The organism is Nocardiopsis dassonvillei subsp. dassonvillei DSM 43111, from assembly GCF_000092985.1.
Lineage (GTDB): Bacteria > Actinomycetota > Actinomycetes > Streptosporangiales > Streptosporangiaceae > Nocardiopsis > Nocardiopsis dassonvillei.
This window is the reverse complement of the sequence record NC_014210.1, coordinates 1,124,057-1,138,877: the sequence shown is the minus strand read 5'-3', so window position 1 is coordinate 1,138,877 and position 14,821 is coordinate 1,124,057. Positions and strand designations below refer to the sequence as shown.

Annotated in this window: 9 protein-coding genes; 4 read left to right on the top strand and 5 right to left on the bottom strand. The window is 73.7% G+C overall.

Going from position 1 to position 14,821, the window contains the following annotated elements:
• The first annotated feature begins 265 nt into the window (after positions 1-265).
• Positions 266-3,265 carry a helix-turn-helix transcriptional regulator gene (locus tag NDAS_RS04620; protein ID WP_013151977.1) on the top strand — a complete coding sequence of 1,000 codons (3,000 nt, stop codon included), beginning with the start codon at positions 266-268 and terminating at the stop codon, positions 3,263-3,265.
• Between the two features lie 152 nt (positions 3,266-3,417).
• Here the strand turns inward: NDAS_RS04620 and NDAS_RS04615 are convergent, their stop codons facing one another.
• Positions 3,418-5,190, bottom strand: a complete 1,773-nt coding sequence (locus NDAS_RS04615) for an NAD+ synthase (RefSeq protein ID WP_013151976.1) — start codon at positions 5,188-5,190, stop codon at positions 3,418-3,420.
• A gap of 367 nt (positions 5,191-5,557) precedes the next feature.
• On the opposite strand from NDAS_RS04615, the gene NDAS_RS04610 reads away from it, so the two are divergent.
• A complete protein-coding gene (locus NDAS_RS04610; RefSeq protein WP_013151975.1) occupies positions 5,558-6,919 on the top strand; it encodes a glutamine synthetase family protein in 1,362 nt (453 codons plus the stop codon).
• A gap of 381 nt (positions 6,920-7,300) precedes the next feature.
• Here NDAS_RS04610 and NDAS_RS04605 read toward each other — a convergent pair whose 3' ends face one another.
• The gene (locus NDAS_RS04605) at positions 7,301-9,541 is read right to left on the bottom strand and encodes a rhamnogalacturonan lyase family protein (protein WP_013151974.1); all 2,241 of its coding nucleotides are present in this window, start codon (positions 9,539-9,541) and stop codon (positions 7,301-7,303) included.
• Positions 9,542-10,081: 540 nt separating this feature from the next.
• On the opposite strand from NDAS_RS04605, the gene NDAS_RS04600 reads away from it, so the two are divergent.
• On the top strand, positions 10,082-11,356 hold the full coding sequence (locus tag NDAS_RS04600; protein WP_013151973.1) for an endonuclease/exonuclease/phosphatase family protein: 1,275 nt from the start codon (positions 10,082-10,084) through the stop codon (positions 11,354-11,356).
• 26 nt (positions 11,357-11,382) lie between these two features.
• Here NDAS_RS04600 and NDAS_RS04595 read toward each other — a convergent pair whose 3' ends face one another.
• The 3 genes from NDAS_RS04595 to NDAS_RS04585 form a co-directional block, all read right to left on the bottom strand.
• Complete coding sequence (locus NDAS_RS04595) at positions 11,383-11,691, bottom strand: chorismate mutase (RefSeq protein WP_013151972.1); 309 nt, start codon at positions 11,689-11,691, stop codon at positions 11,383-11,385.
• Positions 11,692-12,176: 485 nt separating this feature from the next.
• Entirely contained in the window at positions 12,177-12,854 is a 678-nt protein-coding gene (locus NDAS_RS04590) for a PaaI family thioesterase (RefSeq protein ID WP_013151971.1), read from the bottom strand.
• Between the two features lie 146 nt (positions 12,855-13,000).
• On the bottom strand, positions 13,001-13,438 hold the full coding sequence (locus NDAS_RS04585; RefSeq protein WP_013151970.1) for a GNAT family N-acetyltransferase: 438 nt from the start codon (positions 13,436-13,438) through the stop codon (positions 13,001-13,003).
• A 450-nt stretch (positions 13,439-13,888) separates the two neighbouring features.
• Between NDAS_RS04585 and NDAS_RS04580 the strand changes: the two genes are divergently transcribed.
• Positions 13,889-14,740 (top strand): helix-turn-helix transcriptional regulator, encoded by an 852-nt coding sequence (locus NDAS_RS04580; RefSeq protein ID WP_013151969.1) that lies wholly within the window; start codon positions 13,889-13,891, stop codon positions 14,738-14,740.
• Positions 14,741-14,821 lie beyond the last annotated feature (81 nt).

The window sequence follows — 14,821 nt, the reverse complement described above, 5'->3', positions numbered from 1 at the left end:
CAGCCGCCAGGACCGGCTCCGGCCGCTCGGCGAGCGCACCCGCGGGCTCGGAGCCGGACCGGCCGGAGCCGAGGACGTGATCCCCGGGCCGGTTCCCGTGCCCCAGCGGGAGCCAGCGATCGGAACCGGACCGGTGCCGCTGTCGGGGCGCGGGCCGGGAGGCGGAACCGGGCCCGACTCGTCCACGCGTCATGCGGCGGCGGGCAGGCGGGCGGCGGGCGAAAACCCCCTGGAAAGGCCGCACATGACGGGCATAATGGGCGCTATGCCCGTTCTTGCCGAGAGTCGTACAGTTTTCGTGGGCCGCGAGCGCGAACTCCGCCTCCTCCGGGACCACGCCAGACGCTCCCACACCGAGGCGTCCGGAACGGTACTGGTCAGCGGCGACGCGGGCGTGGGCAAGAGCCGCCTGGTCGGCGAGTTCGTCTCGGCCCTGCCCCAGGGAACGGTCTTCGTCGGCGGCTGCCTCCAGCTCGGCGTGGACGGACTGTCCTACGCCCCCTTCACCGCCGTTCTGCGCCAACTCCTGCGCGAGCGCGGACGCGCGGCGTTCGAGGCCGCGGCGCCCGGCGGCACCGGCGAGTTCGCCCGGCTCCTGCCCGAGCTGGGCGAGGTGCCCGTGCTGCGCCCGGAGAACCGGGGCATCCTCTTCGAACAGGTCCTGCGCCTGTTCACCCAGGCCGCCGAGGACGGCGGCGTCACCGTGGTGCTGGAGGACCTGCACTGGGCCGACGGCGCCACCCGCGACCTGCTCGTCTTCCTCGTCCGCAACCTCGACCTGCCTGGCGTGCAGCTCGTGGCCACCTACCGCAGCGACGACCTGCACCGCACCCATCCGCTCCGCCGCCTGCTGCCCGAACTGCGGCGCGCACCCGGGGTCGAGCCGCTGGAGCTGGCGCCGTTCAGCCGCGAGGAGGCCGGTGTCCAGGCCGCCGCGATACGGGGCGCCGACCTCACCGGCCACGAACTGGACCAGCTGTACCGGCGCACCGAGGGCGTCCCGCTGTTCGTGGAGTCGCTGGCCTCCGCGGTCGGCGACCCCTCCGTCGGCGGCCACGACGTGCCCGACCAGTTCCGCGACCTGCTGCTGGAACCGCTGCACCGCTTCGACGACACCGCCCTGTCGGTGTTGCGCGTGGCCTCGGTCGGCGCGGTCTCGGGCAGCATCGAGCACGAGATGCTCTACCACGCGGCCGGGCTGCCCGAACGCGAACTGGAGACCGCGCTGCACACCCTGGTCGACGCCAACACCCTGCGCGCCGACCGAACCGGGTACCGCTTCCGGCACGCCCTGCTGCGCGACGCCGTGCACAGCGACCTGCTGCCCGGCGCCCACGCGCGGCTGCACATGCGCTTCGCCCAGCTCATCGACGAGTACCCCGACTCCGTTCCCTTCGACCGCAGGGCCGCCGAACAGGCCCACCACTACAACGCCGCACAGGAGCTGCCCAGCGCCCTCCAGGCCGCCTGGTGGGCCGCGGTGCGCGCGGGCGACACCCTGGCCTACGGCGAGGAACTGGACATGCTGGAGCGGGTCCTGGCCCTGTGGGACCGCGTCCCCGACGCACGGGAGCGGGTCCAGGGCCGGACCTGGGCCGAGGTGGCCAGCCTCGCGGCGGGGGCCGCCGTGGAGGCGGGCCGCGCCAGGCGCGCCCTCGAACTGGCCGACGAGGCCCTGGCCGCCCTCCCCGAGGACGGGGTCGACGACCACACGCTGACCGTGCGGGCGGGGCTGCTGCGCCGCCGCGGGTTGGCGCGCGCCGCGGACTCCTGCGGCAGCGGGATCACCGACCTGGTCAAGGCCTTGGAGCTGCACCCGCCGCACATGCCGGGGTACGGCCTGCTGCTGTCCATCCTGGCCCGGGAGAGCATGGTGCACCGCGCCGACCGGCGCCACACGCCGGAACAGGAGCGGCTGCGGGAACTGGAGAGGTCCGGCAGGTCGGCGCGCGCGCTGGCGGAGGAGGCCATCGCCCTCGCCGACCCCGCCGAGCAGAGCGGCATGTGCGCGGCCGCCGACGCCCGCATCACCCTGGGCGGCCTGCACATGGACGCGGGCGACCTGGAGGGGGGACGCCCCCTCATCGAGGCCGCCATCCGCTACGCCGCCGAGATCCGCGACCCCGCCCTGGAGGCGCGCGGGGCGGGCAACCTGGGCCACTTCCTACGTGAGCTGGGGCACCACGAGGAGGGCCTGGCCGTCCTGGAGGAGTCCCTGGCCCGGCACGAGGCGATGGGGTGGGCGGCCGTCCACAAGACGTTCAACCACCAGAACCGCGCGGAGATCCACTTCGAGCTGGGGGACCTGGCCAAGGCCCGCGGGATCCTCGAAACGGTCCTGCGCTCCCACCCCTCCAGCAAGCACCGCTTCTACGTCGACGCGGTGCTGGCCCGCACGGCGGCGGCGCAGGGGGACCCGGAGGCGGCGCGCCGGGCCATGAGGGTGTCGGGGCGGGCGGACGCGCTGGCCTCGCACCGGATGAACATCGTGCAGCTGTCCCTGCTGGCGCTGCTGGAGGCGGACCTGGTCGCGGGGGACGTGGACGACGCGCTCGTCCTGGCCGAGCGGACGCTGGAGCGGCTGGTCCTGGAGTCCGCGCACGGGTACACGTGGCCGATGGCGGAGGCGATGGCCGAGGCCGCCCGGAGGGGCGCGGCGCCGGACCGCCCGGAGGGGACGGCGGAGCGGGCGCGCCGGGTGCGGGACCTGGTGGCCGCGCTGGTGGCGCCGATGCCCGCCCACGGGACGGCGCAGCACGCCTACCGGGTGTCCGTCGGGGCGCACCTCTCCGAGGCGGACGGCGCGGGACCGGACGCGCTGCTGGAGCGGTGGCGCGAGTCGGTGGCGGCCTGGGAGGCCACGCCGATGCGGCTGCACCTGGCCCGGGCCCGGCTGCGGGCCGCCGAGGCGGCCGTGGCGGTCGGGCGGCGGGAGCGGGCCGTGACGTGGGTGCGCCAGGCGCACGCCACGGCACGGGAGTGCGGAGCGGCGCCGCTGGCCGGCGCCGCCGCGGACCTGGCGCGCAGGATGGGCTCCGGTCTGGAGGAGGACGCGGCCCCGCCCGCCGTCCCCGCCGGGCTGACGGCGCGCGAGACGGAGGTGGCGCGGCTGCTGGTGGTGGGCAGCACCAACGCCCAGATCGCCGAGCGGCTGTTCATCACGGCCAAGACCGCGAGCGTGCACGTGTCCAACATCCTGGCCAAGCTCGACGTGCCCAACCGGGCCGCGGCCGGGGTGCGGCTGCGGGAGCTGGGCCTGGCCTAGGAGCGGGTTCCGCGCCCGAACCCGGCCCCACGCACACCGGACCCGGAACAGGGAGCGGCGAGGGCGCGGGCACACCGCCTTCACCGGCTCCGCGCCGCGGGTCGTGCTCCGGGACCGGTGCGGGCGCACCGGAGGGGCGGGCGAAACGCGGTTCAGACCGTCCAGCGGTTGGTGATGGGCACGCGGCGGTCCCGGCTGAGGTTGCGCGCGCTGATCTTGGTGCCCGGCGCGGACTGGCGGCGCTTGTACTCGGCGCGGTCCACCATGCGGATGACCCGGCGCACCAGCTCGGGGTCGTATCCGGCGAAGACCAGTTCGGCCTCCCCCTTGTCCGTGCCGACGTAGGCGTCCAGGACGGCGTCGAGCTGTGTGTAGTCGGGCAGGGAGTCGGTGTCCAGCTGGTCGGGGCGCAGTTCGGCGCTGGGCGGCTTGGAGATGGAGTTCTCCGGGATGGGCGGGGTCTGCCCCAGCCGGACGGCCTCCTCGTTGCGCCAGCGGGCCAGCTCCCAGACCAGGGTCTTCCAGCAGTCCTTGATGGGAGCGAACCCGCCCACGGAGTCGCCGTAGAGCGTGGAGTAGCCGGTGGCCGCCTCGCTCTTGTTGCCGGTGGCCAGGACCAGGTGGCCCTCCTCGTTGGACAGCGCCATCAGGAGCGTGCCGCGCACGCGGGCCTGGAGGTTCTCGGCGGCCAGGCCGGTGAGCGGCACGCCCGCCTCCCCAGTGGACCGGGTGAAGGCCTCCACGGCCGGGGCGATGGCGATGGTGCGGGTGGCGAAGCCCTGGCGGCGCGCCAGCTCCTCGGCGTCGCCGACCGAGTGGTCGCTGGAGTGCGCGCTGGGCATGAGCACGCCGTGCACCCGGTCCGCGCCCAGGGCGTCCACCGCGATGGTGGCCACCAGCGCGGAGTCGATGCCGCCCGAGACGCCGACCAGGACCGAGCCGAAGCCGTTCTTGACGGTGTAGTCGCGCAGACCGGTGACCAGGGCGCGGTAGACCTCGCCCGTGTCGGAGAGCGGGTCGGGCCGCGGGGTGACGGTGGCCGCACGCGGCGGGTAAGGAGCGACCGGGTCGGCCGAGACGGTGTGGCGCATGACGCGCAGGCCGTCCACCCGCGCGCCCGGGCCGTCCGGGGCCGGTCCGGCCTCGGGCAGGTCGAGGTCGGCCACCAGGAGGGTCTCGGCGAACTGGGGCGCGCGGGCCACCAGCTCCCCCTCGGAGTCCACGATCAGGGAGTCGCCCTCGAAGACCAGCTCGTCCTGGCCGCCGACCATGTTGACGTAGGCCAGGGCGGCGCCGACCTCGCGGGCGCGGCGCTGGCACAGTTCCAGGCGCACGTCGTCCTTGTGGCGCTCGTAGGGCGAGCCGTTGAGGGAGACCAGGAGGCCGACCCCTGCGGCGCGGGCCGCCGTGACGGGGCCGCCCTCCTGCCACAGGTCCTCGCAGACGGCCAGGGCGACGTCCACGCCGCGGACCCGGACCACGGAGAGGGTGTCGCCGGGGACGAAGTTGCGGAACTCGTCGAACACGCCGTAGTTGGGCAGGTGGTGCTTGGCCGAGGAGAGGACGACGCCGCCGCGGTGCAGGACGGCGACGGAGTTCTGCGGTGCCCCGGCGGGCTGGCCGTAGCGGGCGCCCGGACCCTCGCGGCGGGAGAGGTACCCCACCACGACGGGAAGTTCTCCCAGACCCTCCCGGGCCAGGTCGGCGGCCAGGGCTCGGGTGGCCTTGATCGAGGCCGACACGAAGGAGTTGCGCAGCGCCAGGTCCTCGACCGGGTAGCCGGTGACGACCATCTCCGGGAGGACGACCAGGTGGGCGCCCTCCTCGGCGGCCCTGCGCGCGGAGTCGACGACGAGGGACAGGTTGCCGTCCAGGTCGCCCGTGGTGGGGTTGACCTGGGCCAGTGCGATTCTGAGCTGTGCCACGGGCCCGAGCCTAGCCGCAGGATGTTTCCGGAGCGGTAGGACCGGCGTGCCCGGGCACGGAGCACGGCTGTCCGGGGTACGAAGGCGCACACACCGGAGACGGCTGGCAGGGGCGCGGGGGCGCTCACGCCGGGGACGGCCGCGGGCCCCGGGCGGGGCCCGCCGCCGACGGCGGGAGGATGACCGGAAACGCCCGCTCACGGGCCATAATGCGTGTGCGGGTGACGGACCGGGCAGGCTGCTCGGCGGGTGCGGAAATACCCCGGAAATATCCGCACGGCACACTGGACCTGGGAGGCCGTGTCCGAACCGGCCCCGCCGTACGCCGGGAGGGCCCGGACACCGACCGCATCGAGGAAGGTTGATCGTGAATCGACAGCAGGAATTCGTGCTCCGCACGTTGGAGGAGCGCGACATCCGGTTCGTGAGGCTGTGGTTCACCGACGTGCTCGGGTACCTCAAGTCCGTGGCGGTCGCCCCCGCCGAACTGGAGGCGGCCTTCTCCGAGGGCATCGGTTTCGACGGCTCGGCCATCGAGGGGTTCGCCCGCGTCTACGAGGCCGACATGCTGGCCCAGCCCGACCCCTCCACCTTCCAGGTGCTGCCCTGGCGCAACGAGCCGCACGGCACGGCGCGCATGTACTGCGACATCCTCATGCCCGACGGCTCGCCGTCCTCGGCCGACCCGCGCCACGTGCTCAAGCGCACGCTGGGCAAGGCCTCCGACCTGGGGTTCACGTTCTACACGCACCCCGAGATCGAGTTCTACCTGCTCAAGAAGATGCCCGAACTGGGTGAGCTGCCCGAGCCCAACGACTCCGGCGGCTACTTCGACCACACGCCGCACAACAGCGCGCACGACTTCCGGCGCAACGCCATCAACATGCTGGAGGCCATGGGCATCTCCGTGGAGTTCAGCCACCACGAGGGCGGGCCGGGGCAGCAGGAGATCGACCTGCGCTACGCCGACGCGCTGACCACCGCCGACAACATCATGACCTTCCGGCTCGTGATGAAGGAGGTGGCGATGGAGCAGGGCGTGTACGCCACCTTCATGCCCAAGCCGTTCACGCAGTACCCGGGCTCGGGCATGCACACGCACCTGTCGCTGTTCGAGGGCGACCGCAACGCCTTCTACGAGCCGGGTGCGGACTTCCAGCTGTCCAAGGTCGGGCGCGGGTTCATAGCGGGCCTGCTGCGGCACGCCGACGAGATCACGGCCGTCACGAACCAGTGGGTGAACTCCTACAAGCGCCTGTGGGACGACCCGGCCGCCTCGGCGGGCATGGGCGGCGAGGCGCCGGCCTACATCTGCTGGGGCCACAACAACCGCTCGGCGCTGGTGAGAGTGCCCATGTACAAGCCGGGCAAGTCCAACTCCAGCCGGATCGAGATCCGCTCGCTGGACACGGCCTGCAACCCGTACCTGGCCTACGCGGTGATCCTGGCCGCGGGCCTGAAGGGCATCGAGGAGGGCTACGAGCTTCCTCCGGGCGCGGAGGACGACGTCTGGGCGCTGACCGACTCCGAGCGCCGGGCGCTGGGCATCCGGCCGCTGCCGCAGAGCCTGGACGAGGCGCTGCGGATCATGGAGAACAGTGAGTTGGTGGCCGAGACCCTGGGCGAGCACGTCTTCGACTTCTTCCTGCGCAACAAGAAGGCGGAGTGGCACGACTACCGCCGCCAGGTGACGCCGTACGAGCTGCACAGGTACCTGCCGACCCTGTAGAGCCGGGTGGCCCTGTGGGCCTGCGCGAGCCCCCTTCCCGGGTGTCCGGGGAGGGGGCTCGGCGCGTCCCGGGGGTGCTTCAGGGACGCTTCGAAGGGGTCAGGGGTTCAGAGGGCTGTGCCCTTCACGGCTCCAGGCGTGCGGCCTCCCCCGCAGATACCTGTGAGACCCACGGCGACCGCACGGAGAACCACGGGCCCTCCTCCCGGAGAAGGACACGACCGGGAGGAGGGCCCGTTCTCCGACGGCTGGTTCCCTGACGGCCCCCTTGCCGGACAGACCCCTTCTCTGACGGCCCCTTGTCCGAGGGGACTCCGCCGGGCGCGGAGCGGTCGCACGGGCACACCCGCACGACCGCCCAGGCCCCGCACCGCCCGGGAATCAGGGCGTGTACACCTCCGGCCGGGGAGCGGGCTCCATGCCGTCCCCGATGAAGAAGCTCGGGTGCGGCGGCTGGTTGTAGGCGGTGTTCTGCCAGGCGACGGCCACCCGGTACTGGGTGTCGTGCATCAGCGTCGGCATCCGCAGATCGGTGGGCAGCGGCGTGGAGTAGATCCGCAGCGCCCGGTTGTCCGCGGTGCGCCAGACGACCTCCTCACGCCAGTCACCGAGGATGTCCCCGCTCAGCGCCGGTGTGGACTTGGTGCCGTTGTTGGAGGCGACCCCGGAGCCGGTCAGCAGCCGGGTGTCGCCACCGGTCCCGTACTCGTCGATACGGGTGCCGTCCAGCAGTTCCCGCAGCGGGTCGCCGTCCCACCAGGCCACGAAGTTCGCCGACGAGGGGGCGCGAACGCCCAGGCGGTTCCCCCCGGCGTCGTACATGCCGCTGATACCGCCGCCCGTGACCCAGAACTCCGCGCCGGGGTTGCCCGGCCACACGTCCGCGGCCACGCCCCGGCCCGGCCCCTCCTCACCGCTGGCGGTCGGCCTGCGCCAGACCACCCCGCCGGTGTCGGCGTCGGCCACGTAGGCGCCCGCCGCGCCTCCCGTGCGCTCGGTGATGGTGAAGACCTCCAGGCCGGAGCGGTCGGGCAGCAGGTCGCCCACGTGCATGGCGTCCCCGTGGCCGTGGCCGGTGGCCCACATCCCGCTTCCGTCGTCGTCCACGGCCATCGACCCGTACATGACCTCGTCGCGGCCGTCACCGTCGGCGTCGGCGATGCTCAACTGGTGGTTGCCCTGACCGGCCCACCGCGACCCGGCCTCGTCGCTGTCGAAGGTCCAGCGCCGGGTGAAGCGCCCGTCGCGCCAGTCCCAGGCCGCGATCACCGAGCGCGTGTAGTAGCCGCGCGCCATGACCAGGCTGGGCCGCTGGCCGTCCAGGTAGGCGACGCCCGCCAGGAACCGGTCCACCCGGTTGCCGTAGCAGTCGCCCCAGTCGCAGACGTCACCGCGCCCGGGAACGTAGTCCACCGAGTCCAGTTCGGCCCCGCTGCGGCCGTCGAACATGGTGAGGAACTCCGGCCCGCTCAGGACGTAGCCGTCGCCGTTGCGGTGGTCGGCCCCGGCGTCGCCGATGACCCCGCCGGTGCCGTCCACGGTGCCGTCCGCCGTCTTCACGGCCACCTCGGCCCGCCCGTCTCCGTCGAAGTCGTAGACCTGGAACTGGGTGTAGTGCGCACCGGCGCGGATGTTGCGTCCCAGGTCGATGCGCCAGAGCCGCTCACCGCTGAGTTCGTAGGCGTCGAGCAGTACGGGGCCGGTGCGGCCCGACTGGGAGTTGTCCCTGGCGTTGGTGGGCTCCCACTTCAGGACGATCTCGTACTCGCCGTCGCCGTCGAGGTCGCCCACGCTGGCGTCGTTGGCGTCGTAGGTGTAGCCGCTGCCGCCGGACGGGACGTCCAGGGGCACGTCCAGGTAGCCGGCGCGCAGCGCCAGTGAGGCCCCCGAGGCCTCCGCCTCCTGGCCGTCGATCACGGGGCGGACCGTGTAGCGGGCGTCGGCGGAGGCTCCGCCGTCCAGGTAGGAGGTGGCTCCGGTGAGGGGCTGTGAGTTCAGGCGTGTGGAGCCCCGGTAGACGTTGAAGGCGACGTCCTCGGGGTCGGTGGCCAGCAGCCGCCAGCTCACCAGGTTGCCCTGCGAGCCCTGCACGCTCACCAGACCGCGGTCCAGCTCCTCGACCTGGCGCCCCTCTCCGGTGGTGGGCGGGTCCTCGGGGTCGGGCGGCTCCTCACCGGGCGGTTCCTCGGTGCCGCCGGTGCAGACGGTGCCGTTGAGCGTGAAGGAGTCGGGGACTTCCGGGGTGCCGCCGTGGGAGCCGTTGAAGCCGAAGCTGACCGAGGCTCCGGTGGCGATGGCGGCGTTCCACCCGGTGTCGGCCACGCTGACACGGTTCCCCGAGCCGGAGAACTCGCCGTTCCAGCCGCTTGTGACGCGCTCGCCCGCGGTGAAGTCCCACTCCAGGGTCCAGCCGTCGACGGGATCACCGAGGTTGGTGACGGACACGGCGGCGGTGAACCCGTCGTTCCACTGGTTCTGGACGGTGTAGGCGACCTCGCAGCCGGCGGCGGCGGAGGCGGGGCCGGTCGCCACGGCGGCGAGCGCGGCGCCCGTGGCGAGTGCGGTCGCGAGGCAGGCGCCGCGCCGTGTCCGATGACGGGCGGCAGGGGGGTTGGGGGGCATGGGAAGGGCACTCCTCACCGCGTCCGGTGCCGGCCTGTCGCGGCGGCCCGGATGCGTCGATGTGATGGGAGCGCTCCCGAAAACAACGCGAATGTAACACGGGGAGTAGTGGTGCGACAACGGCCCTTCCTAAACCGATTTATGCCCGATCGGAGGTCCTGAGTCCCAGATGACATGGGATATCCGACCGCCCTGCGTCCGAGGGAGATGAGCCCGGAGCGGTGGGGAGGAAAACGTTTCAAACGGAGTGACGCCTCCGGCGTGACGGAGGGTTCCGCGGGCCCTCGCCCGCGACGTCCCGGCCGGGGGGCGGGACCCCTCGGGCCGGGCGACCAGGAGAGCGGGAAGGCGAAGGCCCACGCCCTCGGGGCTCCGCCCTCTGTGGACAACACGGGTCCACCCCCGCTTCACCGCAGACTGCTAGCCTCCCGCGGCCGGGGCCGCACCGGCCAGACCGGGCCGCCGGGACTCCCCGGCCCGGATCCGGTCGTGCTCGATCCGGCCTTTCCCACCCCGCTCCCCCGCTGAGAGGATGCCTCCATGAAGCCGCGTTCACGTCCGCTGGTCAGACCGGTGGCCTCCACCGCCACCCTCGTCCTGGCCGCGTCCGCCCTGGTGGCGGCCCCCGCCTCCGCCGAGGTGTCACCGTCGGTCCCCCAACCGCCGGGACCGCACGAGGTGCGCTTCGCCACCTTCAACACCGCGCTGGAACGCCCCGGGCAGGGGGTGCTCGCCGAGGAGTTGGCCGCCCCCGGCAGCGAGCAGGCGCGCAACGTGGCCGAGATCATCCAGCACGTGCGCCCCGACGTCCTCCTGGTCAACGAGTTCGACTACGACGAGGAGGGGAACGGACCCCGCCGGTTCCAGGACAACTACCTGTCCGTGGGCCAGAACGGCGCCGATGCCATCGAGTACCCCTACGTCTACTCCGCGCCCGTCAACACCGGCGTGGCCTCGGGCGCGGACCTCAACGGCGACGGCGAGGCGGTGACCGAGCCCGGCAGCCCCGCCTACGCCGAGGACGCCTTCGGGTACGGGCTGTTCCCCGGCCAGTACGGGATGGTCGTGTACTCGATGTACCCGATCGTCACCGAGGACGTACGCACGTTCCAGACCTTCCGGTGGGCGGACATGCCCGGCGCGCTCCTGCCCACCGACCCCGAGACGGGCGAGTCCTACTACTCCCCCGAGGCCCTGGAGGTGCTGCGGCTGTCCTCCAAGAGCCACTGGGACCTGCCGATCGACACGGGCCGGGGCCGCCCGGTCCACCTGCTGGCCAGCCACCCGACCCCGCCGGCCTTCGACGGCCCGGAGAGGCGCAACGCGGCCCGCAACCACGACGAGATCCGCTTCTGGGCCGACTACGTGACCCCGCGCGCGGGCTCCTACATCTACGACGACCGGGGGCGGCGCGGCGGCCTGCCCGTGGGCGCCCCGTTCGTCATCGCCGGGGACCTCAACGCCGACCCCAACGACGGCGACGGCCACCCCGACGCCATCACCCAGCTGCTGGAGCACCCGGGGATCACCGACGTGCGCCCGTCCAGCCAGGGCGGCAGGGGCGCGGCCCAACGCCAGGGCGGGGCCAACGACGGGCACGGGGGCGACCCGGTGCTGGACAGCGCCGACTTCGCGGACGAGCCCGGCCCGGGCAACCTGCGCGTGGACTACGTGCTGCCCTCGCGGACCGTTCCGGCCCGGTCCTCCGGGGTGTTCTGGCCGACCGTGGACGACCCGCTGTTCCGGCTGACCGGCGACTACCCCTTCCCCAGCTCCGACCACCGGATGGTGTGGGTGGACGTGGTCCGCCACTAGCCGTGCCCTCAGTGGCCGGGACGCGGTCACCCGGTGCGGACGGCCTCCTCCTGTGCGGCGGCCAGCCCGGCGCTGATGACGCTGTCCATGATGGCGGCGAGCCGGTCGGGGCCCAGGCGCGGGGCGTGCTCGGCCATGCGCTCGACCAGTTCGCGTTCGCGCCGCATGTCGCGCCCGGCGAAGTAGCCGACCGGCTTGAGCCGCTGCACCTGGGCGGCGACGAGGGCGCGGCGTTCGAGGAGGGCGGCCAGTTCGGCGTCCATCTGGTCGATGTGTCCGCGCAGCTGGCGGATCTGCTCCTGGGCGGTGGGCGGGGTGGTGCGGTGCTCGGACACGGTGGTTCTCCCTCGGGTGGGGCGGTCCCGGCAGCGGGCCGGACGCGGTCGCGGTGCGGCCGTACGTCCCCGCCGGATGCGCGCGGTGCGTGGAGAGCGTGTCCTGGGGCGTCGGCCGCCTGAAAACGAGGAGGAGCACCGGGCTGCTGCCCTGGTGCTCCGTTGCCGACGACCCCTGGTTCCGCCTACGTGAGAGCGGCCGACGAGGTCGTCGGCTGGCTAAACACGTGATAGCGGCGGGTCATGGGGGAGATACTACCGAACCCGCCGGTGGGGGTGCGACGGTTCCCCTGCGGGAGCCGCGTCACCCCGCGTCCGGGGCGGGCGGGCCGTGTCCCCTTCGGTCGCGCACGCGCGTGGGGAGGCTCCGCCGCAGTGGTCGACGCAGCGCTGTACGGCGACCGGCCGCGCACGCGCGCGGGGCGGCCCCGCCTGTCGGCGCGGGCCGCCCCGCGGTGCTCCGGCCGGGTGGACCGGCTGACGGCTCAGCCCTGCTGGGTCTCGGTCCCGGGAATCCTGACCTGGACCATGAGGGCGGTGGCCTCGGCGGTGACCTCGCCGTGGGCGCGGATCCGTCCGGAGACGAAGACCTTGCGGCCCTCCACCCGGTCCACCTCCGCGGTGACCTCCAACGGGGTGAACAGCGGCGTGGGCCGGCGGTAGTTCACCTCCAGCTTGGCGGTGAGCCCCGGTGTGGTCTCGACCGCGGAGACGCTGCCGACGGCCTGGTCGAGCAGGGCCGCGATCCAGCCGCCGTGCACGAGTCCGGGCGGACCCTGGTAGACGGTGTTGAGGGTGACCTCGCCGCGCAGGCCCTCGGGGGTGCGCTCCAGCAGGAGCGGCGGGGCGGCGGGGTTGGTGTCGCCCGAGACGATGTTGGTGATGGTGCCGTACTCGACGTCTCCGCTCTGGAGGTCGCGCTGGACCATGGTGCCGATCTGTCGGCGGGCGACGTTGAGCCTGCCGGTGACGCCCTCGACGGTGGCCGCGGCCTCGGCCAGGGTGTCGGTGTCGGCCTCGGTGTTGGCGACGGCGTCGACGAGGTCGTGGACGCGGGCCACGAGGGAGCGCAGCTCGGCGGGGATCTGGGCCTGCTCGACCACCGGGAGGCCGAAGGCGCGGGGGTCGGGGCGCTCGGTTACCGGCTGCGTGTTGACCGTCATGTGTTCCTCGTCGGATCGGGGTGTGCACGGGCGGCTGGGGGCACCACCGTCAAACCGAATCCTACTCGGTCGTATTCCGGCGAGGCTGGGCCGGGCCGTGCGCTCCCTGTCACACGGCGCGGAGACGGGCGGCACGCTCGGCGGCGTCAGACCAGCTCACGCACCATGTGCAGGTGCGGAATCCCCGCGTCCAGGAACTCCTCGCCGTAGGCCGCGTAGCCCAGACGCGCGTAGAAGCCCAGCGCGTGGGTCTGTGCGTGCAGCTCCACCTTGGTCAGCCCGCGCTCGCGGGCCCGCTCCTCCACCGCGCGCACGAGCGCGGCGCCGGTCCCGGTGCCGCGTCCCTTGGGCAGGACGGCCAGGCGGCCGAGGAGGCCCACGCCTCCGCCCAGGTCCACGAGACGGACCGTGCCCACGGGGATGCCGCCGTCCAGGGCGAGGAGGTGGTCGGCGGTGGCGTCGCGCACGTCCCACTCCTCCTCCACGGGCACCTGCTGCTCGGCGACGAACACGGCTCCCCGGATGACGAACACTGCGGCGCGGTCGCGCTCGTCCCGCGCCAGGCGGATCTCGGTCGTAGTCATGCAGGCAGATTAGTCCCATGACGGGGCGAAACACGCATCGTGGTTGCCGCCCCCGGCCACCGGGAGACGTCCGACCGGCGCGGTCGGTACCCGCGCTGTTCCCGGTTCCCGCGCCGTTCCACGCACCTGCGCCGAAACCGGTGCCCGTCCTGCCTCCGGTGTACGCGTCCAATCCCCGGGCGGCGTTTCCGGTGCCTGGCACGAGGACCTCGGCCGCGGCGGCTTCCACGAAGGCGGGTGGCGGCGTTCCCGACCGCGCCCGAGCACGCCCGTGACGCGGCGGCCCCGGCACCTTCACCGAAGCCCGTGGCGGCACCCGGGCACCTCCCTCCGAAACCCGTGGCGGCGTCCCCCCGCGCCTCCCCGAGACCCGTGGCGGCGTTTCCGACCGCGCCCGCGCAGGTCCGTGGCGGCCCCGCGCGGCGCACTGCCTAACCTGGAGCGATGGGCATGCCCGGAGACGTTCACCCCCGGATCGAGGACCCGCGCGCGGAGCGGGCGCGCTACTGGCGCTTCTCCGGGCTGCCCGAGACCGAACTGCTCACCGCTCGCTTCGTCACCACCGCCTTCACCCGCCACACCCACCCCACCTACACGATCGGGGTGATCACCGACGGCATCGAGGAGTACACGCACGGGCGGGGACGTGCCCGTGTGGGGCCGGGCGGACTGGCGGTGGTTGGCCCCGGGGAGGTGCACACCGGCCACGCCGGGGTCCCCGAGGGCTGGAGCTACCGCGTGTTCTACCCGCTGCCCGAGGTGGTGTCCGGCATCGCCCGCGAACTGGGCATGCGCGGGACCCCGGCGTTCACCGAGTCCGGCATCCACGCGCCCGAGGCCGCCCGGGTGCTGGCCACCGCGCACGTGGCCGCCGAGAACGGCGACCGCCTGACCGCCTCCTCCCTGGCCCGGCAGGGCCTGGGCATGCTGCTGCGCTCCCACGGCCGCGAACGGGCGGCCGGACCGGCCGGGCACGCGGCCCGCCCCGAGGTGGAGCGGGCCCGGCGGATCCTGGCCGGGCGCCTGGTGGACCCGCCGACGCTGGAGGAGCTGGCGGCCGGACTGGGCATCGGCCCGTTCGCGCTGTCGCGGGCCTTCCGCGCCGTCCACGGCCTGCCGCCGCACGCCTACCTCAACCAGCTGCGGGTGGACCGGGCCCGTGCGCTGCTGGCCTCCGGGCGGCGGGCGGGCGAGGTCGCGGTGGAGGTGGGATTCGCCGACCAGCCGCACCTGACCCGCCACTTCAAGCGCCACCTGGGGGTTCCTCCGGTGGCCTACCAGCGCGCCCTGCTCTCCACCTGAGCCGCTGGCGGGGCGGTGGCGGGACGTCCGCGGAGTCGGGGAGGGCCGTCTCCGGACGGTCCCTTCGCACGGGGCCGGTGC